The sequence below is a fragment of the Pseudomonas fluorescens genome (assembly GCF_001623525.1).
GTDB classification, from domain to species: Bacteria; Pseudomonadota; Gammaproteobacteria; order Pseudomonadales; family Pseudomonadaceae; genus Aquipseudomonas; species Aquipseudomonas fluorescens_Q.
In genome coordinates this window covers 6,696,549-6,716,560 of sequence record NZ_CP015225.1, presented here as the reverse complement: position 1 = coordinate 6,716,560, position 20,012 = coordinate 6,696,549, and the positions used below count along the sequence as shown (strand labels likewise).

General features: G+C 61.4%; 17 protein-coding genes, 4 tRNA genes and 3 pseudogenes. 6 read left to right on the top strand and 18 right to left on the bottom strand.

Features of this window, described 5'->3' with window-relative positions; all coding sequences use genetic code 11:
- Positions 1 to 11: 11 nt before the first annotated feature.
- Positions 12 to 1,268, top strand: a complete 1,257-nt coding sequence (locus TK06_RS29365; protein WP_063324871.1) for a PLP-dependent aminotransferase family protein — start codon at positions 12 to 14, stop codon at positions 1,266 to 1,268.
- 67 nt (positions 1,269 to 1,335) lie between these two features.
- Here the strand turns inward: TK06_RS29365 and TK06_RS29360 are convergent, their stop codons facing one another.
- From TK06_RS29360 to TK06_RS29340, 5 genes are all read right to left on the bottom strand, one after another.
- A complete protein-coding gene (locus tag TK06_RS29360) occupies positions 1,336 to 1,968 on the bottom strand; it encodes a LysE family translocator (protein ID WP_063324870.1) in 633 nt (210 codons plus the stop codon).
- Between the two features lie 272 nt (positions 1,969 to 2,240).
- Positions 2,241 to 2,316: transfer RNA gene (locus TK06_RS29355), tRNA-Gly, on the bottom strand.
- 3 nt (positions 2,317 to 2,319) lie between these two features.
- Positions 2,320 to 2,395 (bottom strand) — tRNA-Glu (locus TK06_RS29350).
- A gap of 105 nt (positions 2,396 to 2,500) precedes the next feature.
- Positions 2,501 to 2,576, bottom strand: a tRNA-Gly gene (locus TK06_RS29345).
- A 2-nt stretch (positions 2,577 to 2,578) separates the two neighbouring features.
- Positions 2,579 to 2,654: transfer RNA gene (locus TK06_RS29340), tRNA-Glu, on the bottom strand.
- Positions 2,655 to 3,025: 371 nt separating this feature from the next.
- On the opposite strand from TK06_RS29340, the gene TK06_RS29335 reads away from it, so the two are divergent.
- Positions 3,026 to 3,784: a hypothetical protein gene (locus TK06_RS29335; RefSeq protein WP_063324869.1), complete on the top strand. Its 759-nt coding sequence runs from the start codon at positions 3,026 to 3,028 to the stop codon at positions 3,782 to 3,784.
- A gap of 196 nt (positions 3,785 to 3,980) precedes the next feature.
- Here the strand turns inward: TK06_RS29335 and TK06_RS33660 are convergent, their stop codons facing one another.
- The 4 genes and pseudogenes from TK06_RS33660 to TK06_RS29320 all read right to left on the bottom strand — a co-directional run bounded on the left by TK06_RS33660 (position 3,981) and on the right by TK06_RS29320 (position 8,417).
- Positions 3,981 to 4,685, bottom strand: coding sequence for a methyl-accepting chemotaxis protein (locus TK06_RS33660; protein ID WP_371856966.1), 705 nt, complete (start codon positions 4,683 to 4,685; stop codon positions 3,981 to 3,983).
- Between the two features lie 204 nt (positions 4,686 to 4,889).
- Positions 4,890 to 5,066, bottom strand: a pseudogene (locus TK06_RS33655) (HAMP domain-containing protein); the annotation flags it as partial.
- 992 nt (positions 5,067 to 6,058) lie between these two features.
- Positions 6,059 to 7,449, bottom strand: a pseudogene (locus TK06_RS29325) (PLP-dependent aminotransferase family protein).
- Between the two features lie 206 nt (positions 7,450 to 7,655).
- Complete coding sequence (locus TK06_RS29320; protein ID WP_063324867.1) at positions 7,656 to 8,417, bottom strand: SDR family oxidoreductase; 762 nt, start codon at positions 8,415 to 8,417, stop codon at positions 7,656 to 7,658.
- Positions 8,418 to 8,643: 226 nt separating this feature from the next.
- Between TK06_RS29320 and TK06_RS29315 the strand changes: the two genes are divergently transcribed.
- Positions 8,644 to 9,648 (top strand): NADP-dependent oxidoreductase, encoded by a 1,005-nt coding sequence (locus tag TK06_RS29315; protein ID WP_063324866.1) that lies wholly within the window; start codon positions 8,644 to 8,646, stop codon positions 9,646 to 9,648.
- A 56-nt stretch (positions 9,649 to 9,704) separates the two neighbouring features.
- Here the strand turns inward: TK06_RS29315 and pyrF are convergent, their stop codons facing one another.
- The gene (gene pyrF / locus TK06_RS29310; RefSeq protein ID WP_063324865.1) at positions 9,705 to 10,403 is read right to left on the bottom strand and encodes an orotidine-5'-phosphate decarboxylase; all 699 of its coding nucleotides are present in this window, start codon (positions 10,401 to 10,403) and stop codon (positions 9,705 to 9,707) included.
- 289 nt (positions 10,404 to 10,692) lie between these two features.
- Here pyrF and TK06_RS29305 point away from each other — a divergent pair, with 289 nt between their 5' ends.
- From TK06_RS29305 to xopAW, 3 genes and pseudogenes are all read left to right on the top strand, one after another.
- Positions 10,693 to 11,451: a response regulator gene (locus tag TK06_RS29305; protein ID WP_063324864.1), complete on the top strand. Its 759-nt coding sequence runs from the start codon at positions 10,693 to 10,695 to the stop codon at positions 11,449 to 11,451.
- Positions 11,451 to 12,493: pseudogene (locus TK06_RS29300) on the top strand (HAMP domain-containing sensor histidine kinase). Before TK06_RS29305 ends, TK06_RS29300 begins: the two are co-directional and overlap by 1 nt.
- Before the next feature lie 152 nt (positions 12,494 to 12,645).
- Complete coding sequence (xopAW, locus tag TK06_RS29295) at positions 12,646 to 13,368, top strand: EF-hand domain-containing protein (RefSeq protein WP_063324863.1); 723 nt, start codon at positions 12,646 to 12,648, stop codon at positions 13,366 to 13,368.
- A gap of 216 nt (positions 13,369 to 13,584) precedes the next feature.
- On the opposite strand, the gene TK06_RS29290 is transcribed toward xopAW, so the two are convergent.
- From TK06_RS29290 to TK06_RS29255, 8 genes are all read right to left on the bottom strand, one after another.
- Complete coding sequence (locus tag TK06_RS29290) at positions 13,585 to 14,622, bottom strand: AI-2E family transporter (RefSeq protein ID WP_003204378.1); 1,038 nt, start codon at positions 14,620 to 14,622, stop codon at positions 13,585 to 13,587.
- 64 nt (positions 14,623 to 14,686) lie between these two features.
- Positions 14,687 to 15,505 carry a DUF4892 domain-containing protein gene (locus TK06_RS29285; RefSeq protein ID WP_063324862.1) on the bottom strand — a complete coding sequence of 273 codons (819 nt, stop codon included), beginning with the start codon at positions 15,503 to 15,505 and terminating at the stop codon, positions 14,687 to 14,689.
- Between the two features lie 129 nt (positions 15,506 to 15,634).
- Positions 15,635 to 16,486, bottom strand: a complete 852-nt coding sequence (locus TK06_RS29280; protein ID WP_063324861.1) for an alpha/beta hydrolase — start codon at positions 16,484 to 16,486, stop codon at positions 15,635 to 15,637.
- Complete coding sequence (locus tag TK06_RS29275; RefSeq protein ID WP_063324860.1) at positions 16,483 to 17,277, bottom strand: alpha/beta fold hydrolase; 795 nt, start codon at positions 17,275 to 17,277, stop codon at positions 16,483 to 16,485. Before TK06_RS29275 ends, TK06_RS29280 begins: the two co-directional genes overlap by 4 nt.
- Before the next feature lie 296 nt (positions 17,278 to 17,573).
- Positions 17,574 to 18,017, bottom strand: coding sequence for a hotdog fold thioesterase (locus TK06_RS29270; RefSeq protein ID WP_063324859.1), 444 nt, complete (start codon positions 18,015 to 18,017; stop codon positions 17,574 to 17,576).
- Positions 18,018 to 18,069: 52 nt separating this feature from the next.
- A complete protein-coding gene (sixA, locus tag TK06_RS29265) occupies positions 18,070 to 18,522 on the bottom strand; it encodes a phosphohistidine phosphatase SixA (protein ID WP_063324858.1) in 453 nt (150 codons plus the stop codon).
- Complete coding sequence (locus TK06_RS29260; protein ID WP_003204392.1) at positions 18,519 to 18,866, bottom strand: DUF4389 domain-containing protein; 348 nt, start codon at positions 18,864 to 18,866, stop codon at positions 18,519 to 18,521. Before TK06_RS29260 ends, sixA begins: the two co-directional genes overlap by 4 nt.
- Positions 18,867 to 18,896: 30 nt before the next feature.
- Positions 18,897 to 19,922, bottom strand: coding sequence for an NAD(P)H-dependent glycerol-3-phosphate dehydrogenase (locus tag TK06_RS29255; protein WP_063324857.1), 1,026 nt, complete (start codon positions 19,920 to 19,922; stop codon positions 18,897 to 18,899).
- Positions 19,923 to 20,012: the final 90 nt, after the last annotated feature.

Below are 20,012 nucleotides of genomic sequence, written 5' to 3'. Positions count from 1 at the left end.
GAGAAGCGAAAGTGTCCAGCGCATTCGAAAGCACGATATTCGACGCCCCCATCCTGAACGTCATTCACCTACTAAACTCGATTGCCCAAGAAAACCCGGAGGCCATTTCACTGGCCTCCGGTCGACCCGATGATGAGCAGTGCGACCCTTCGCTCATCGACAGGGGCCTGAGCCAATACAAAGATCACGTTGCCGGCACCGAGCAGTCACTTGCGACGCTGCTTTGCCAATATGGAAAAACCGCTGGAATCATCAATGAAATAATCGCCAGCCATCTGCAGGTGGATGAAGCGATCAACGTTGCCAACCCTGAAAGCATTGTGGTGTGCATGGGCTTTCAAGAAGCCTGCACCTTGACGCTCCTGTCCATTTTTGAAGGCGGCGGGGTTTTATTGGTACCTGATCCGGTGTTTTCCGGGATCACGGGTATCGCAAAACTGCTGGGTATAAAAATAGTCCCCGTCCCCATGGCTGCCTTTCTTGATCCGATTGCCCTGCGCAGGCTCATCGAAGCACTGGAATCCAGAGGTGAACGAATCAAGGCGCTTTATGCGATTCCGGACTTTAGCAATCCTACTGCCGACAGCCTTTCCCATGACGACAGGAGAGCCATGCTCTCTCTGGCCGATGAAAAGAACTTTTTCATCCTCGAAGACACTGCCTACCGTTACTTCAGGTACGAAGGCGATGCCATTGCGTCGATGAAGTCCATCGACAGTCGTCGGGTGTTCTTGCTGGGCTCCTTTGCCAAATCGATTTTCCCGGGCTTGCGCATGGGCTATGTGGTCGCCCCAGAGGGCACTGGGGTCATGTCCTTCAGCAGTCGATTGTGCAAAGCCAAAAGCCTGATCACGGTGAACACCCCCGCCCTGTGCCAAGCGGTTGTCGCAGGCTTGCTGATCGAGCACCACTACTCGCTGAGAGAGCTGAACCAACCCAGGGTGCTGTCTTATACAAATAAAAGGAATCACATGCTTGAATGCCTTGAGCGCGAATTTCCACTCAAAGCCGACGCTCAAAGAGCAGTCAGCTGGAATCATCCGACAGGCGGCTTCTTCATCAATGTGCAACTGCCTTTCGTCTTTGGATATTTTGAAATGCGCGAATGCGCCAGGCTGTTCAAGGTGATTGTATTTCCCACCACGTTGTTTTCACTGATGAATGAGGCCACCACCCAGGTCAGGCTGTCATTCAGCAATGCAACCACCTCGCAAATCACCCAGGCGATAGGCCGTTTCAGGGCGTACGTCGAGTTCAGGTTGGAATAAACGTCCTGCGTGCGTCGCAGGGAGACACCAAAGCTTATGCCCCGCTCAGCGAGGCATAAGCCTTGGGTCAGATTGCCGTGGCCAGCATGACGCCAGTGGCGACCTGATAGGCCCCCAGGAGGGCGATGGTTGCCCCTGAAAAGTAGTTGATCAGCCTTAGCTTCGATTCGGCAATCCGCGCCTTGAAAATGGAGGAGAAACCACTCAACCCCAACCACCAGACCGCCGAGCCCAGGAAGATACCGGTCACCATCGGCAACAAGGCGTGCTGGCCGCCTTGGTCACTGGCCATGCCATCACTCAACGCAGCAAATATCGCGATAAACGACAAGATGGTCATGGGGTTGGAAAGCGTCAGGAACAGCGTGGTCGAGTAGGCTTTGAACAGGTTGGCACGCTCCCCCGCCATGGCCGTCGCGCCACCCTTCGATCGTATTGTCTGATAGCCAATGTAGGCGAGGAACAATCCTCCAAAGATGCACAACCAGGGTTTGAAGCTGATGAGCGTCGCAATGACGGCGGTAACACCCAGGGCACCGATGAATCCATAGATCGAATCGGCTGTGGCCGCGCCCAATCCCGTCGCGAAACCGGCTCTCCACCCAAGCATCAGACTTCGCTGTATGCACAACAGCCCAATGGGTCCTACAGGGGCTGCAATGCACAGCCCAATGACCATCGATTTAACGAAAATCAGCATAAATGCATCTCCAGAATGGGTACTGGAAGGTTAGGAGAAGTGCATTTCTTTAGGAATGAACTATTAATCTTCCTAGGCGTTTTCCCTTGAATTTTGCAGGAAATATTCTCCACTCCCCTTCAATATTAAGGAAAAACGTCGTCAGCCCCCTCAGACAAGACGAATCGCTGGTCAAAGCCCCTTGAGCGCCGGAAACATAACCTTGGGCATTGAGATGGCCTTTTTTACGCGCAAAAAAAACGCCGCTCAAATGAGCGGCGTTTTTTTGAATTTGGAGCGGGAAACGAGACTCGAACTCGCGACCCCGACCTTGGCAAGGTCGTGCTCTACCAACTGAGCTATTCCCGCAAATGGCGTCCCCTAGGGGACTCGAACCCCTGTTACCGCCGTGAAAGGGCGGTGTCCTAGGCCACTAGACGAAGGGGACACACTAACTGAAACACATGGTGTGTATTTCAGTGCCCAAATCCGCATCCGAAGATGTCGGCTCTGGCTTCACTCAGCCCTGCTCGAAAGCAACACTGTTTAAAATTGGAGCGGGAAACGAGACTCGAACTCGCGACCCCGACCTTGGCAAGGTCGTGCTCTACCAACTGAGCTATTCCCGCATTGGCGTCCCCTAGGGGACTCGAACCCCTGTTACCGCCGTGAAAGGGCGGTGTCCTAGGCCACTAGACGAAGGGGACACACGTACAACATTCACTGCTTACAGCGTTTGGCTGAGTGCTTTACGCTGTAAGTGGCGCGCATTCTATGGATGGATTGAAGGGTCGTCAACCCCCAGATATAAATTTATTTAAATCAATGACTTCGCCCGGTTTGGGGGCGATCCGGACATTTTACCCGCCCGGTCTCTGGCGCCTATATTCTGTCACCCGCCGAGACGCTATAGTCGAGCCCGGCAAATGATGGCAATGTGCACCCATCCGGTTATGCTTCCTATAAACAGCACGACGCCCGTCTAATCGCGTCGCTCGGACCTATGCGCTTAAAAGCCAAGCCACTACACTCATGACATGCGTACCACAATAAAGAGGTCTTACCGGTGACACCACTCATGATCACCCTGCTCGTCGTAGCCGGGATCGCCCTGTTGATCGCCATTGGCTACATGAACCACGTGGTGGAAAACAACAAGCTGGAAAAGGCCCGCACCAAGGTAGAACTCAACGACCGTATGCGTCGCTGTGGGGAGCTCACCGAAACCTTCCCCGGGCAGTTGATGACCCCTGCCCTGAAGTTGTTGATGACTCGCCTTGAGATGAACGTCTGTCAGCGCCTGCTGAACCTGGAGAAAACCAATTCTGCGGTCAAGGCACGCCTGGACGAATTGAGCACACTGGCCGCCCAAGGTGAATCGATCCCGGTGAACAATCCACCGGCACCGATCCAGACCGAAGCCAAGGCCAAGGACGTACGTTTTCTGCTTGAGGCCTTGCACGGCCAGATCACCCGTGCCGCCCAGGACGGTTTCCTGCCGCCTAACGAAGCCAAGCGCTGGATTCGCGAAGTGCGACACATCCTGGTGCTGCTGCACATCGAGTTCTTCAACAACCTCGGCCAGCAAGCCCTGCAGCAAGAACAACCCGGGCAGGCCCGCCTGGCCTTCGAGCGTGGCGTGCAGTACCTGCGCAAGCAACAGGAACCCCAGGTCTACGCCGAACAACTGGCCTACCTGGAAAAACTCCTGGCCCGCGCCAATGCCCAGGTCCTGGCCAGCACCCAGCCGGTCGAAGGCGAAGTCAACCAGTTGACCGAAGGGCTGAAGGAAGCCGAAGTCAACGACGAGTGGAAGAAGAAGAAAGTCTACGACTGATACGGCTCCACCCTGTGCAGGTGGAGCTTTTGTGGCGAGGGAGCTTGCTCCCGCTGGAGTGCGCAGCACTCCCACGAATTTCGGGTCTGCTTCGCAGCCCAGCGGGAGCAAGCTCCCTCGCCACGGGGCTGTAAACTATGCCCGTACACCGCCAGGCAGGCAAAACTGTTGGAATGTTGGACCTGCTATCGCGGACTCACAACCTGAAATGCCCCACCATCCCCTTAAGCTCAACCCCCAACTGCGCCAGCTCGATGCTGGAAGCGGCATTGCCGCGCATCGCCAGAGAGGATTGATCGGCGCTGGCGCGAATGCTGGTGACACTGCGATTGATCTCCTCGGCCACCGAACTCTGCTGCTCGGCCGCCGCCGCGATCTGCTGGTTCATCTGTTGGATCAGCGATACCGCCGCCGCAATACTGCCCAAGGCGCTTTCGGTCTGTAGTGCATCGCTGACCGCCATCTTCACCAACTCGCCGCTGCTCTGGATCTGCTGCACGGAAGCCTGGGCCGCTGAACGCAGGGCACTCACCAGTCGCTCGATCTCCTCGGTGGACTGTTGCGTGCGCTTGGCCAACGCCCGCACCTCATCGGCCACGACCGCAAAGCCCCGGCCCTGCTCCCCGGCCCGGGCTGCCTCGATAGCGGCATTGAGCGCCAGCAGGTTGGTTTGCTCGGCCACGCTCTTGATCACACTCAGCACCGTACCGATGTTCTGGATCTCGGCACTGAGGCTTTCGATGCTGGAACTGGCCGACGTGGCCGAATCGGCCAGCTGTTCGATGCGCACCATACTCTGACGCACCACCTGCTGGCCGCTTTCGACCTTGTCGTCGGCAGTCTGGGCCGCTTGGGCCGCCTCTTCGGCATTGCGTGCCACGTCATGCACCGTGGCCGTCATCTGGTTCATCGCCGTGGCGACCTGCTCGGTTTCTTCTTTCTGGCTACTGACTTCCAGGTTGGTCTGCTCGGTCACGGCTGACAGCGATTGGGCCGAATTGGCCAATTGCTCGATACCGGCCTGCAGGCCGCTGACGATACTGCTCAGCCCCGCGCCCATCTGTTGCATCGCCTGCATCAACTGACCAATTTCGTCTCGGCGCGTCACCTCCACCGTGGCGCTCAAGTCACCCGACGCAATCTGCTGGGCCACACGAATGACACTGCGCAGCGGCGTCACGATCAGCCGGGTTATGACCCATGCCGCGATCAATCCCACCAGCAACGCCAAGGCCGACGAACCGATGATCAGCAGCGAATTTTTCTTCAGTTCGGTCTGCATGGCCTGGTCTTCGGCACCGAAGGCCTGGTCAACCCGCGCCACCACTTGATCGGCCCGCTCGTGCAGTTGCTGGTAGACGACTTTTTCCTTCGCCAGCAGGCCGGTGTATTCGGCCAATTGCTCATTGAACCCGGCGATATGCCCGGCCACTTCATTCAGCACGGTCTGGTAACCCGGGTCCTTGACCGTGGTCTTGAGCACTTCGGCCTGTTTCATCGCCTGCTCGGCCTGCTCGATGCTGCCTTCTCCGGCGCCCTCGACATTGCCTTTGCGGCTCTGGTCCAGGCGGACCCGCGCTTCGTTCATGGCCTGCAACATCAAGCGGGATACTTCGCTGACCTGGTTGGCCTGCTCGATGAACTCGGCCCCCTCCTTGCCCTCGGAATCTTTCAAGGTATAGGTGCCATCATCAGCCAGCCCGGCCTGCAACACATCCAGGTTATTGGCGACGCTGGACACCGACCAACTGGCCATTTCCAGCGCCAGGTCCTTGCTCTGGCTCAACCCGACAAATTCGTCGAACGCCTTGCGATACGCGCCCAGCGCCTGCTCCACGTCGTTCATCACCGGCACGTTGGCAGCCGACTGCACCTTGAGTTCGTTCGCCTGGGCCACCAGAGCGTCGACCCCCTGGCGCAACGCATCGGCGGTCTTGGGGTCGGAGCGCGAGGCGTATTCCTGCTCCAGCAGCCGGACCTTGAGCAACCCGCTGTTGAGGGACGACATCTGTTTCAGGCCATCGAAGCGATGGCTGATGGTCTGCAGGGACCAGACACCGATGGCCGCGACCACTGCGGTCAGCAACAGCACCAGGACAAATCCGATACCCAGTTTCTTTGCCATACCCAGGTTGGCAAAACGTCCTTGCACGGCGGAAATCATTGCGCTCAGTCCTCTGCCAGTGTGTGTTGATTGCAGATTCGCAACGAGACACCCTGCAACACAAGATGCTGGCGTCGGAATAATGGCAAAAAGCTACAGCTGCGTCGTTTTCAGGACACTAGAGGTCGATCCAGAGCCGCTGCCCGGAAGAACGCCAGCGCCCTGGGGTCACGGGCATACGCCACGTTGATCCGTAGCCAGTCACTGTCGGCACCCGAAGGGCTGAATGCGCTACGCGAAGACAGCAGCACGCCAAAACGCCTGGCCAGGCGCTGTACTCCAGCGTAGTCACACAATGGCGGTCTTGCCCAGATGAAAAGCCCCCCCGGCCGGCTTGCCAAAGACCTCCCAGTCGGCGTCTTCCAGTACCTGCAACAGCGCCGCCATATCGGCACCCAGACGCTGCCGCTGGCGCTGGACCAGCTTGCGATAGGCGCCATTGGCCAGGAGGCAGGCAAGGACCGACTCACAGAACCGCGATCCCCCCCATGCTGGTAATGCCCTTGACCTCGCTCAGGCGCGCGATGATGGAAGGCCCGGCCACCACGAAACCGACGCGCAACGAACTGCTCAGGGTTTTCGAGAAGCTGCCCACGTAGACCACCTCAGGATCCAATGCCGCTAGCCGGGTCCGCGCCGCGCTCTGGAAATCGCCATAGGCATCGTCTTCGATCACCAGTACGCCGTGCTCCTTCGTCAATTGCAGCAGCCGTTGAGCGACGGCCGGAGCCAGGCTGGTGCCGGTCGGGTTATGGCAGGCGCTGTTGACGAATAGCGCAGTGGGCCGGTGCATCGCCAGCAGGTCTTGCAGCGCATCGACGTCCGGGCCGCGCGGGGTCCTGGGCAGTTCGATCATGTCGATGTCGTGCAACCTGAGCAGGTCGAACAGGCTTGAATAGCCGGGGCTCTCCACGACCACGCAGGAACCCGGCGGCAACAATGTCCGTACGATCAGGTCCAGCCCGTGGGTCGCCCCGGTGGTGGTCAGGATCAGGTCTTTATCGACCTCGATATTGAATTGTTTCAAGCGCCTGGACAGTTGCTCACGCAGGGCAGGCAGCCCCAACGACGTACTGTAGTTGAACAATCCCGCCATGTCGGTGCGAGTGACCTGGCGGATCGCATAGCCCAGGTCATCGCTTTCACGCCAGCTCTCGGGTAGCCCGCCACACCCCAGCTTCAACTCCCATTGCGAGCTGTCGCCCCCGTCGGTGAACGTGGCTTGCTGTCGATTCTGATCAGTGGGCTCGGGCCCGGGCGACGGGGGTGGTGCGACAAAAAAGCTGGAACCATGGCGGGACGCCAACAGGCCTTGGGCGACCAGGCGTTCACAGGCTTCATTGACGCTGGACTGGCTGAGCAGGTTCTCCCGCGCCAGTTGGCGGACGGATGGCAGCCGAGTTCCCGGTTGTACCGCATCCTGTCGGATCCAGCCGGTCAGCGCGTCAACGATTTGCTGCACGACAGGCACCAGGGCCTGTCGGTCGATTCTCAACTCCATGAGTAACCAAGCTCCTAAGCATTTGTTTTATTTCCGGAAACAGTTAAGCACAGGCCGCAACGGGACGATGTACGACAACGTCGCCAAAACCGTCGATTCTCACCCTTTGAAACACATTGAAGGACCGTTCCGAGGTTTTTTCGAGCGCCCCACGAAAAAGCCCGCAACCAGTGCGGGCTTCGTCCTACAAGCCGAAGGGCAAGTCCTCAGAACGCCGTGACGCCGCCGTCCACCGCCAGGGAATGGCCCGTGGTGAAGGCCGCGCCGTCGCTGCACAAATACAGCACGGCGCTGGCGATTTCCTCGACTTTGCCGATACGCCCCACCGGGTGCATGGCATTGGCGAACTCGCCTTTTTTCGGGTCCGCCTCATAGGCACGACGGAACATGTCGGTGTCGATCACCGCCGGACAGACCGCATTCACGCGGATTTTTTTCTTGGCGTATTCGATGGCGGCCGATTTGGTCAGGCCGATCACGGCATGCTTGGACGCTGCATAGATGCTCATCTTCGGCGCCGCACCCAGGCCCGCCACCGAGGCCGTGTTGACGATCGCGCCGCCACCCTGGGCCAGCAGCAATGGCAACTGGTACTTCATGCACAGCCAGACGCCCTTCACATTGACCCCCATGATCGCGTCGAACTCATCGAGGGTACCGTCGGCCAGCTTGCCCTTCTCGATCTCGATCCCGGCGTTGTTGAAGGCGTAGTCAAGACGACCGTAGGTCTTGATCACTTCGTCCATCAGCTGCTGCACGTCGTTTTCCAGCGTCACGTTGCAGCGCACGAACACCGCTTCGCCGCCCGCATCACGAATCGACTGCACCGTCCCCTCGCCGCCCGCCACGTCGAGGTCGGCCACCACCACTTTCAGCCCCTCTGCCGCGAACGCCAGGGCAGTGGCCCGGCCGATGCCAGCGGCAGCGCCGGTAACCACGGCGACCTGTCCGGAAAACGTCATGCTCATTGTCTGTTCCTCGAAGAATGCGGGAGATGCCGCCAGTCTAGCCACAGGTCCCGAGGACACGGCAGCACTATCCAACTGCCGGTTGAGCACTCATGGGCACCAGTGATAAGGCCCCAGGCCGAACTATCACTGTGTTGGATCGAACTGCATTCGCTGTATCAGCAAACCTTGCGGCAAATGCTTCGAAGGTCTATCAACAAGGCTTCATTCATCTTGAGTGCCCGCCATGACTGCCCAGACCAATCGCCAGTTCCTGCTCGCCAAACGCCCGGTAGGCGCGGCGACCCGCGAGACTTTCACCTATCAGCAAGTACCGGTCGGCGAACCGGCAGCCGGCCAGATCCTGGTGAAAAACGAATACCTGTCCCTGGACCCAGCCATGCGCGGCTGGATGAACGAGGGCAAGTCCTATATCCCGCCGGTCGGCATCGGCGAGGTGATGCGGGCATTGGGTGTCGGCCAGGTAATTGCCTCGAACAACCCGGGGTTCGCGGTCGGGGACTACGTAAACGGTGCGTTGGGGGTGCAGGATTATTTCCTCGGCGAGCCAAGAGGTTTCTACAAGGTCGACCCGAAACTGGCACCGCTGCCACGTTATTTGTCCGCACTGGGCATGACGGGCATGACTGCCTATTTCGCCCTGCTGGACGTCGGCGCGCCCAAGGCGGGCGAGACCGTGGTGCTCTCAGGCGCCGCTGGTGCGGTGGGCAGCATCGCCGGGCAGATCGCCAAAATCAAAGGCTGTCGCGTGGTGGGCATCGCCGGCGGGGCCGATAAATGCAAGTTCCTCGTCGATGAACTGGGTTTCGACGGCGCCATCGACTACAAGAACGAAGACGTTCATGCCGGCCTCAAGCGCGAATGCCCCAAGGGCGTGGATGTGTATTTCGACAACGTCGGGGGCGACATCCTGGATGCCGTGCTCAGCCGCTTGAACCTCAAGGCCCGCGTGGTGATCTGCGGCGCCATCAGCCAGTACAACAACAAGGACGCGGTGAAGGGCCCAGCCAACTACCTGTCACTGCTGGTCAACCGGGCGCGCATGGAAGGTTTCGTGGTCATGGACTACGCCGCGCAGTTCGCCGCCGCTGGACAGGAAATGGCCGGCTGGATGGCCAAGGGACAGCTCAAGAGCAAGGAGGACATTGTCGAAGGTCTGGAGACATTCCCCGAGACACTGACCAAATTGTTCAGTGGGGAGAACTTCGGGAAGTTGGTATTGAAGGTCTGACACAAAACAACTGTGGGAGCGAGCTCGCTCCCACATTAGGGATCTTCGGTGTCAGGTCAGGCCAATTCGGCCACGACCGCCGCCAGCGCCTGAGCTGGGTCGGCGGCCTGGCTGATCGGACGGCCGATTACCAGGTAATCGGAACCGGCGTCCAGCGCCTGGCGCGGAGTCAGGATGCGACGCTGGTCGTCCTGGGCGCTGCCCGCCGGACGAATCCCCGGGGTCACCAATTGCAGCGACGGGTGAGCCGCTTTCAGGGCGCTGGCCTCCAGGGCCGAACAGACCAGACCGTCCAGGCCGGCCTTCTGCGCCAGCGCCGCCAACCGCAGCACCTGCTCCTGAGGCTCGACGTCCAGGCCGATCCCGGCCAGATCCTCGCGCTCCATGCTGGTCAGCACGGTCACGCCGATCAGCAACGGTTTCGGGCCGCTGCGCTGATCCAGCACTTCACGGCAGGCCGCCATCATGCGCAGGCCACCGGAGCAGTGCACGTTGACCATCCACACGCCCATCTCCGCAGCGGCCTTGACGGCCATGGCGGTGGTGTTGGGAATATCGTGGAACTTCAGGTCCAGGAACACTTCGAAACCCTTGTCGCGCAGGGTCCCGACAATTTCCGAAGCACAACTGGTGAACAGTTCCTTGCCGACTTTGACCCGGCATAGCTTGGGGTCCAACTGGTCGGCCAGCTTCAGGGCGGCGTCACGGGAGGGGAAATCCAGGGCGACGATAATGGGCGTCTGGCAGGCGGACATGAGCGGGCTCTCAGGCAAGTCGAAATCGGCGCGCATTGTAGCGGAACGAGCGCCCGTGCGGGACCCGATGATCGGTAAATATCATCGTCCCCCAGCAGCATGGACGATACCGGCCTTTGTGTCGAAGCCGATACATTCATGACATGCGTACAACACGTCGACACGCTACCGTCCGCCGCCGCACCCCGTCCTTTCAGCGCTTCACGCCTCGCGGCACGAAGCCTATGCTGAGGGCTCAACCTCGCCGCCTTCTTTGCGGTTGGCAGCCTACCTGGCAGATGATGCATCCATGCAGAACACCCCTGTTGCAAATTCTGACGATCAAAAAGTGTCCGACGACGACAAGCGCTGGAGTACCCGCGCGCTGATCGTCGACGACGACGTGCCGATCCGCGAGCTGCTGATCGATTACCTGGCCCGTTTCAGCATCCGGGCCAGCGGCGTGACCGATGGCGCGGCCATGCGCCAGGCAATGCAGGCCGAGCACTTCGACGTGATCGTGCTCGACCTGATGCTACCGGGTGAAGATGGCTTGCAGTTGTGCCGCTGGCTGCGCGCCGAATCGGACATCCCGATCCTGATGCTCACCGCCCGCTGCGAGCCCACCGACCGCATCATCGGCCTGGAGCTGGGCGCCGATGACTACATGGCCAAACCATTCGAACCCAGGGAGCTGGTGGCGCGTATCCAGACCATCCTGCGCCGGGTGCGCGACGACCGCAGCGAGCATCGGGCCAATATCCGTTTCGACAACTGGCGGCTCAACAGTGTGCTGCGCCAACTGATCTCCGCCAATGGGCTGGTGGTGCCCCTGTCCAATGCCGAGTTTCGCCTGTTGTGGGTCTTCATCGAACGACCGCGCCGGGTGCTCAGCCGCGAACAACTGCTGGACGCGGCTCGCGGGCGCTCCATCGAGGCCTTCGACCGCAGCATCGACCTGCTTGTATCACGCCTGCGCCAGAAGCTGGGCGACGACCCCAAGGCCCCGCAACTGATCAAGACCGTGCGTGGTGAAGGCTACTTGTTCGACGCGCGGGACATCGGTTGATGCAACTGCGCCTCGACTCTCTGTTCGGCCGCCTGTTTGGCGTGCTGTTGCTGGCGATTGTCCTGGCGCACCTGTTGGCGTTTGCCTGGTTTTCTCAATACGACAGGCCGCCTCCCGGGCCACCGCCGGAATTCTCCCGACAGGCCGAAAGCCCCCGCGCTTCGGCCCGCCCCCTAACCGCCCTGCGCGCCCCTGGTTCGGCGGCCCGCTGGTGCCGCTGACCTTTCAATTCGTGTGCCTGATCATCGCGGCCTGGTACGGCGCCAAGCTCCTGACCCGCCCCATCCAGCGCCTGAGCGATGCGGCCGAGCGCCTGAGCGAAAACCTCGACAGCCCGCCGCTGGATGAAAACGGCCCCCGTGAAGCGCGACAGGCAGCCCATACGTTCAACCTGATGCAGCAACGGATTCGCGAGCAGGTGCAGCAGCGTTCGCGCATGCTCGGCGCGGTGTCCCATGACCTGCGCACGCCGCTTTCGCGGCTCAAGCTGCGCCTGGAGCAGATCGATGACATCAAGCTGCAAGGCCAGATGCGCCAGGACCTGGACGACATGATCGGCATGCTCGATGCCACCCTCACCTACTTGCACGAACAGCGCACCAGTGAAGCGTTGCAATGGATGGACGTGCAGGCCTTGGTGGAATCGTTGAGCGAAAACGCCCAGGACCAGGGCGCCGATGTACAGGTCAGCGGTAGCTGTGCACCGCTGCAGGTGCAACCGATGGCGCTGCGTTCGTGCCTCAACAACCTCATCGACAATGCCCTGCGCTACGCCGGTCATGCCTTGATCAGCCTGGAAGACCAACATAAGCAGGTGCTGATTCGAGTCATCGACCATGGTCCCGGTATTGCGGCGGACAAACGCGAGGCGGTGTTCGAGCCGTTCTTTCGCCTGGAAGGCTCACGCAACCGCAACTCCGGCGGCGTCGGCCTGGGCATGACCATCGCCCGGGAAGCCACCGAACGCCTGGGCGGGCAATTGACCCTGGAAGAGACGCCAGGGGGTGGTTTGACAGCGGTGATCAGCCTGCCTCGTCTCTAAGCCCTCTTATCGCTCCTGTGGGAGCAAGCTCCCACAGGAGCGAACGCCGTGTATTTCTCTCGGTACAAACTCCACACACCCCAGACAACTCCCTCGCAGAGGCTGCATAAGCCGGTGCACCCACCGGCTATCCCAGCCCAAGGAGAGCGCCCATGATCGGTAGCGTCAGCAGTTACTCCACCTATACCAGCACCAGCAGTACCGCAACCAGCAGTGCCCGCAGCCAGCAGTTTCAAAAGGAACTGCTGAGCAAGCTCGACAGTGACGGCGACGGTTCGGTCAATCAGGAAGAGTTGAGCACCGCCCTGTCGCAAAAAAACGACGATGGCATCCTGGTCAGCCTGAGCGACAATTTCGGCGACCTGGACAGTGACGGTAGTGGTGACCTGAGCAGCGAGGAAATGGCCGCAATGGCGCCACCACCTCCGCCGCCACGGAGCCAGGCGCCGAATACCGAACTGGCCGATGCGCTGCTCAGCGTCCTGGACACCGACGGTGATGGCTCGGTCAGCAGCGATGAGTTGAGCAACGGCTTGGCCAGCACGGACAGCGATGCCGACAGCCAGCAAGTGTTCTCGGCGTTGGACAAGAATGAAGACGGCACTGTCAGCCTCGACGAACTCGCCGCCAGCCTTGCACCACCGCCACCACCGCAACAGGGCTCCGGTGAAGAGCTGTTCAGCCAGCTCGATGCCGATGGCGACGCCACCGCCAGCGAACTGAGCAGCGCCTTGCAGGCCGGTCGCCGCAGCGACAGTTCCACCGAACAGGCCAATGTCAGCGAAGCGTTGAACAGAATGATCGCCAACCTCAGCCGACAATACTCGCTGGATAACGTCGCCACTGTAGGGAAACACCTGAACGTGGCGACCTGATTCATCCGTACACACTTGGCCGTTCGGGAGCCAGGTTCGCGGTTGATTGATCGACGATAACCCTGTGGCGAGGGAGCTTGCTCCCGCTGGGCTGCGCAGCAGCCCTTAAAGCCAGACAACGCGGTGTGTCAGGTATATCGAAAAAATTGGTTTGGGGTCGCTGCGCAACCCAGCGGGAGCAAGCTCCCTCGCCACAGGGTCTTGGGCTTGCCGGGGTTACCGCGCCTGGCTTTTGCTCCAGTCCGTCAACAGGCTATACGCCACCGCCAGCAGGGTCGGGCCGATGAACAGGCCGATGAAACCGAAGGCAATCAACCCGCCGAACACCCCCAGCAGCACGATGACCAAGGGCAGGTTTCCGCCACGGCTGATCAGGTAAGGCTTGAGCACGTTGTCCACGCCACTGATGATGAACGTGCCCCAAATGCCCAGGAACACCGCCATCCCGTACTCACCCTTCCACGCCAGCCACGCCGTTGCGGGGATCCACACCAGCGGTGGCCCCATGGGGATCAGGCTCAACAGGAACGTGACGATACCCAGCACCAGCGCCCCCGGGACCCCGGCGATCAGGAAGCCGATCAGCGCCAGCACGGCCTGGGCCGCCGCGGTGCCAATCACGCCGTTGACCACCCGTTGCACCGTACCGGCCACCAGCTCGATGTAGTAACCGGCCCGGTCGCCGATCAGACGCTCCAGCAACCCGTGGACGAATACCGCCAGGCGCGGGCCGTCGCGATAGAAAAAGAACACGAACACGATACTCAGGGTCAGCTCGAGTATGCCACCACCAATCTGTGCACTGCGCGCCAGCAGCCAGTTGCCGACCTGCCCCAGGTAAGGCCTGGCGGACACCATCAGCGCGGCCCCCTGCTGGTCGATGCTGTTCCAGATGCCGACCAGCCGTTCGCCCACCAGCGGTACACCGGCCAACCAGGTCGGGGCTTCGGGCAGGCCGTCGACCTGTGCGTCCTTGATGAACGCGGTGGCATCGCGCACATGGTCGGCCAGGTTGAAACCCAGCCACACCAGCGGCACCGCCACCAACAACATCCAGCCTACTGTCAGCAGCGCCGCCGCCAGGGATTCGCGGCCATTGACCCAGCGGGTCAGCAGGCGCATCAGCGGCCAACTGGCGAACGCCAGCACCGCCCCCCAGAACAGCGCCGACCAGAACGGCGCCATGACCCAGAGGCTTGCGCCGAACAACACCAGGAGCAGGATCTGCACCAACAGCCGATCGTTATTGATCATGTAGGGTCTCGAAAAAATGAACAGGAGCGAGGCAACGGCGTGAAACCCGCGGCCCCGAGACAGCTTAGCGCAGCAACTCCAGGTGCAATCCCGCCGCCTCGCCGCTGGCGGCCTCCATGCGCGCCGCCCGAACGCCCTGGCCCGCCAGCGCCTCAATCCAATCCTCGGCCCGGGGACCGGCGATACTGACCCGCAAGCCCGTGTCCAGGTTCAGCGCCCGGGACAACAGGCGCAACCAGGTGTCGTCTGGCTCACCGGCAAGACGCGGCAAATCCAGGCCCCCAGTGTCCTTGAGCTGGCGCAGCAGCGTGGCGGACGTCGGCAGCAGGTCCCCCAGCGGTGCATTCGCCTCGAACTGCTCGACATGCAGGTAGGCCTTGCGATTGCCGCGGGTGATGGCATACAGCGCAATCAGCGTGTTGTCCGCGGGCGGCGCCAGGCGCAGCAGCAGGAAGGCCTGGCCGTTGTCGGCGCCATAGAGCTTGGCATTGCCGAAGACGTCGTTGGCCCACAGGCTGCTTTCGCCGCAATCGCGGGCCTGGCACCAGAACAACAGCTCGGCGTCCTGTTTCTGCAACGCTTCGCGCGCGGCAGTAAAGGCCTGGGTGGCGGAATGTTCCGGCGGCAGTTCGTAAGTAACAGACGTGGCGTTCCCCCGGGCATCGACCTGGCCGTCGAAGCGCAACTGGCCGCTGATCTTGCGGATCGAGCCCATGGGATAGATGCGTTCCAGGTCGCTGGTTTGCCGGTAATCGACAATCTGCGCGTCGGGCATGCGCGGCACACGCTCCAGGTCGCGACTGCCTGGCACATCGACGGCGAACGACGCCGGGCTGAAGCAGGCCAGCACCAGCAGGACGAGTGAGTGAACGGATGATTTCATCGGGTCGGCTTGGCCTGGGACGCTTGGACGCAACGGGCGTCGTCGATGCACCCCGAGGCTGATAAACAGAGGTCTGTCATGGTTGTCTCCCTTTCAACCCGCCCAGCCTCGACAGTTGCCCGCCGCAAGTCAAGGAACGGTGAAGAACCGATTGAAACAGTCTGCTACAAGCGTGGCACCGACCTCGTCGTTCAGGTGTAGATGATGGCCGCCGGGCAACTGCTCATGACTGAAGGGTAGACGCTCCAGCAACTCCGGGTGCTGGGCCAGCATGCCGTCGGCGGCCACCACCAGATGCGCCGGACAAGCGACCCGTGCAACGAACGCCATGGCCTGCTCCTCGGTCAGGCGCAGGGGCGATGGCAGGGTCAGGCGGTTGTCGGTGCGCCATGTATAGCCCCCGGGCACCGGCATCAGGCCGCGCTGGGCCAGTAACTCGGCGGCCTCGCGGCTGACCGCTACCAGCCCCTTCATACGCGCTTCGATGGCCCGGTCGAGGGTTTTGTAGACTGGCTTGCGTTTTTGCTGCAAATCCAACTGGGCTTGCAGGGCCATGCCCATGCGTTCGGCCGCATTATCGCCTTTGGCTGTCGGAGGAATGACCCCGTCGATCAACCCCAGGTGCGTCACCCGCTCCGGCAGGGAGCCGGCCAGCACCAGCGAGACAATGGCACCCATGGAGTGCCCCAACAGGGCGAAACGCTTCAAGCCCAGTTGCTCGGCGACTTGCAGCACATCGTGGGCGTAGTCCCACAGGGCATAACCGGCACCGAGTGGCCGATGCCCGGAGTGACCGTGGCCGGCCATGTCCAGGGCGATCACCCGCAGGCCCTCGAGCCTGGGCGCCAGGCGGGCGAAACTGTTGGCGTTGTCCAGCCAGCCATGCAGGGCAATTACCGGCAGTCCATCTTCCGGCCCGAACAGGTGGGCCGCCAGTTCGATGTGCGGCAAGCTCAGGCGGACTTCCTCGACCACACTCATGCGCTGCGCCCTTCCCAACGCTGGAACAGGTTCTTGAGCAGGTTGGCCGTGTCCTGCGGACGTTCGAGGGGGAACATATGGCCGCCGGGCATGCTCAAGGATTCGCCATGGAGCATACGTCCCACCGAACGGGTGTGATGACGCATCACCACGCGACTCTGCCGCCCGCGCACCACGGCCAGCGGCACCTTGAGCTTACGGGGCCGCCCGGGGCTGGTGTGCGGCACGCCGCGGTAAATGCTGATTTCGGTGGCCGGGTCGAAGCGCAGCCGCAACCGGTCGCCGACTTGTTGCAGACCGTGTTGCAGGTAGGCGTCGAAGCAATCCGGATCAAAGCTGCGGAACAGGGTCTTGCCGGCAAAATACTGCCGGGCCGACGCCAGGTCGGCGAACTCCTCACGCCGACCCAGGGTCCGGCCCGCTGGCGTCAGGCGGTCAATGAAGCCCAGGCGCTTGGCGGCCAGGATCACCCACTGGTCGGTACGGGTCAGCAGCGGCGAATCGAGCATGACCACGCCACGATACAGCTCGGGGCAGCGCAACGCCGCGTGCAGGTGCAGCACGCCGCCCAGGGAGTGACCGACGCCCCACACCGGCGCCGGTTGCTGCTCCAGGTGATGGATCAGTTCGTCCACCAGGTTGTGCCAATTATCGTCCACCGGAAAACGCGGGTCATGGCCGTGCAACTCCAGATGCGCGACCTGGTACTGCGGCGCCAGCGCGGCGAACAGCTTGCCGTAGGTGGCCGAGGGAAAACCGTTGGCGTGGGCGAAAAAAATCTGTTGCGACATGACAGCCGATCCATTGGGGAACTGGGGCAGATTGTCCGCAGAACCCGACGGCACGGCAATGACCGTAACTGACAGGAATGATGACAGTCGGGCTTGGGCTATGGGGCTGTATGAGCGATGAAACCCTGTGGCGAGGGAGCTTGCTCCCGCTGGCCTGCGAAGCAGGCCCAAAACCAGGCGACGCGGTGTGCCAGGCTAACCGCGTCGATGGATTTAGGGGGCCGCTTCGCAGCCCAGCGGGAGCAAGCTCCCTCGCCACAAGAGCGGTCCATCAGTCACAAACATGTATTCATGTTTCAACGCGCCGGCGGTTGCTCGCCCAGCGGCACCACGGCCATGGTCAGGCGCGACACGCAGTTGACTTTGCCCTCGTCATTGACCAGGCGGATGTCCCAGACCTGGGTAGTGCGGCCCAGGTGGACCATCCGGGCCGTGGCGGTCACCCGTCCGCTACGCACACCGCGCAGATGGTTGGCATTGATCTCCAGGCCCACGCAATAGAACTTGCTGGCATCGACACAGAGATAGGCCGCCATGGACCCGACCGTTTCGGCCAACACCACCGAAGCACCGCCATGCAGCAGGCCGAACGGCTGGTGGGTGCGATGATCGACCACCATGCTGGCGGTCAGGGATTCGTCGTCGAAAGACTCGAAACGAATGTCCAGCATTTCACTGATGGTATTTTTACCGGCGGCGTTCAGTTGCTCGATGTTGGGGGTGGTGCGCCACAGACTCATCGTTGCCCTTCCTGTGTGATTGGTGTCTTGCCCAGTCCTGCAAGCGACCGGTTCAGGGATGCCTGATCCCTTTGAGCTTCATCGCCCCGGCCAGCGGCAGGTCGCCTTCCAGCTCGGCCAGGCCGGCGGTTTGCACTTGCTCGGGGTGTTGCAGATGACCGTGCTGCAGAAAGCCCAGCAGGCTACCCACCAAAGGGTTATGGCTGACCAGCAGCACATTGTCCTGGTCCTCGAGGCGCTCCAGGACTTTTTGCGGCTGGGTGTCCGGCGTGAGCCAGTTCACCGTGATCAGCTCAGGCTGAAAACCCAGCGCCTCACGCACCAGTTGTGCGGTCTGCTGGGCGCGCAGATAGGGACTGGCATAAATGGCGGTCAGGGGCTGGCCGATCAATTGCGCGGCACTGCGCAACACCTCCTCGCGACCGTGAGCCGTCAGGGCCCGCTCCGGATCGGGACGGGCACCGTACGGCTCAGCCTCACCATGACGCAACACCCACAACCTCATAGCTTCGGCTCCTCGTCCCGGGCGGGATGCGGCGCCGGTGCCACGGTGTGAGGCGCTTCACCTTCAGGCGTGCGCGGGGTCGGCCAGTCCGCGAACGGCCAGGGTTTCTGATCGCTGTGAAAGGTGCCGAAACGACCTATCTGGGCCAGGAACTGGCTCAGGCTGTCGCCGAAATTCATCAGGCTGGCGCTGGGTGCGCCGTAGATCAGCCGATAGATCAATTGCACCAGCACCACGGCGCCGAGGATGAATTGCGCCACCTGCCAGACCAGCAGGTAAATCACCATCCACAGCACTCGCAGCAGGATGGATTCGTATTGGGGTTGCCCTTGCGGATCGTTCATGGCTCGCTCCTGCTTGCGGTCAATAAAGGTTCAGTTGAACCCGCTGGTGGAAATGAAATCGACGTCGGTCTTCGGTTCGCCACGCATCAACAGCTCGATCACCTGCTCAAGCGTGCGCCCTTCGAACAGAATCGCGTGCAGCCCGGCGACCAGCGGCATGTACACCCCCGCCTCCTGGGACTTGGCCTTGAGCACCTTGAGGGTATTGACCCCTTCGGCCACTTCACCCAGGCGCGACACGGCCTCGTCGAGGCTCAAGCCTTGGCCGAGGGCAAAACCGACCTGGTAGTTGCGACTCTTGGGCGATGAACAGGTGACGATCAGGTCGCCCACACCGGCCAATCCCAGGAAGGTCATAGGATTGGCGCCCTGGCTGACGGCAAAGCGGGTCATTTCCGCCAGCGCACGGGTGATCAGCATGCTCTTGGTGTTCTCGCCCATACCCAGCGCCACCGCCATGCCGGCGATGATGGCATAGACATTCTTCAACGCCCCGCCCAGCTCCACACCGAAACGGTCGGCACTGGCGTAGACCCGAAAGGTGCGGCCATGCAAGGCCGCCTGGACCCGTTGGCACAGTTCCTCATCCTCACTGGCGACCACCGTGGCGGTCAGCGCATGCTCGGCGATTTCCCGCGCCAGATTCGGCCCGGAGATCACACCGATCCGAGCCTTGGGCGCGATTTCTTCGAGAATCTCGCTCATCAGCTTGAAGGTCTTGGCTTCGATGCCCTTGGTCAGGCTCACCAACAGCTTGCCGCTCAAGCATTCTGCGTAGGGCGCCAGCACCGAACGCAAGGCGCTGGACGGCAAGGCGACGAAGAACAGGTCGCTGCCCTCCAGGGTTGCCTGCAAGTCAGTAACCGGTTCCACTTCCGGACGGATCTTGATGCCCTTGAGGTAACGCGGGTTCTCACGATTGATCCGGATGGCCTCGGCCTGTTCCGGGTCACGCATCCACTGGCGCACCGGGTGACCATTCTCGGCCAGCAGGTTAGCCACGGCGGTGCCGAAACTCCCGCCTCCCAGGACCGCAATCGGGCGCTGTTCAGTCATATGCAATCCGTTCATCCATACCAAGTGGCAATGCGGGGCATTATACGGAGCGGCCAGAGCGCGACCAGCCCCGGCAACAATTACCATCAG